The 1,221-nt window shown below is 67.4% G+C and carries 2 protein-coding genes; both read right to left on the reverse strand.

Annotated elements, in window-relative coordinates:
* Positions 1-713, reverse strand: a 713-nt coding sequence (locus ACFWF3_RS36420) for a HAMP domain-containing protein (protein WP_379318752.1), incomplete at its 3' end; no start/stop codon positions are given.
* On the reverse strand, positions 710-1,221 hold a 512-nt coding region (locus ACFWF3_RS36425; protein WP_379318754.1), incomplete at its 5' end, for a response regulator transcription factor. The genes ACFWF3_RS36420 and ACFWF3_RS36425, both read right to left, overlap by 4 nt.

Here is a 1,221-nt window from a genome sequence, read left to right on the forward strand (position 1 = left end):
GCGGTCTCGGAGGCCTCGGTGGCGGCGAAGGCCTGCTGGATCTGGGTCAGCATGCTGTTCAACGACTGTGACAGTCGATCGACCTCGGTGACGTTGCCGTGCACCGGGATTCGATGATGCAGCTCGCCACCGGCGATCGCCGCCGCTGTCGCCTCGACCCGGTGCAGCGGTCGCAGACTGCCGCGCACCACGAAATAGGCCGCGATGGCCAGCGCGATCAGCACGATCGCGCCGACGATCAATTGCAGCACAACGAGATTGCGCACCGTCTCGATGTTCTCGGCCAGCGGCCACGCGACCGTCGCCGTGGCGCGATGACCGTTGACAGTGAGCACCCGCCACTGATCGCCCGAATCGTCCGTCGAGCCGACCGTAATCGGCTGTAGCGCGGGCGGATCGGGTAGGTCGGGCTGGGAATCGGTACCGAAGACGTTGTCGAGGCGCACTTTTCGGGTGCCGTCCGTGCTCTCGGCCGTCACGAAATATCGCCCGGGCGGCTGTCCGGACTCCGACGAGGGCGGCGGCAGATTCGGCGCGGGCAGCCCCACCCGCCGCTCCCACTCCATCGCCGCGTCCTGCAACTGCTGATCGGTGCGGTTCTGCAGCGAGTTCTCCATCGCCTTGGTCACCACGAAACTCGAAGCGACCAAACCGAATCCGGCCAGCGCGACCAGCATCAACACCAGCGTCCCCCGCAGGGGAAGTCTGCTCACCGCGTCGGCTCACGCATCACATAGCCGACACCGCGCAGCGTGTGGATCAGCCGCTGCTCGCCGGTGTCGACCTTCTTGCGCAGGTAGGACACGTAGGTCTCCACCACGCCCACCTCGCCGCCGAAGTCGTAGCGCCACACGTGATCCAGGATCCGGGGCTTGCTCAGCACGCTGCCCGCGTTCACCATGAAATAGCGCAACAGCGTGAACTCGGTGGGGGACAAGGCCACCGGCTCGCCCGCCTTCCACACCTCGTGCGTGTCGTCGTCGAGTTCGATATCGGCGAAGCGCAACCGGGTGCTCGCCTTCTCGGGTTCGGCGTGGCCCGCGCGGCGCAGGATCACCCGCAGCCGCGCCACCACCTCCTCCAGGCTGAACGGCTTGGTGACGTAGTCGTCGGCGCCGAGGGTGAGCCCGGTGATCTTGTCGTCCACCTCGTCGCGCGCGGTCAGGAACAGCACCGGCGCGTCGATCCCGTCGGCGCGCAACCGGCGCAGCAGGCCGAAGC

The organism is Nocardia sp. NPDC060220 (genome assembly GCF_042727815.1).
GTDB lineage: Bacteria > Actinomycetota > Actinomycetes > Mycobacteriales > Mycobacteriaceae > Nocardia.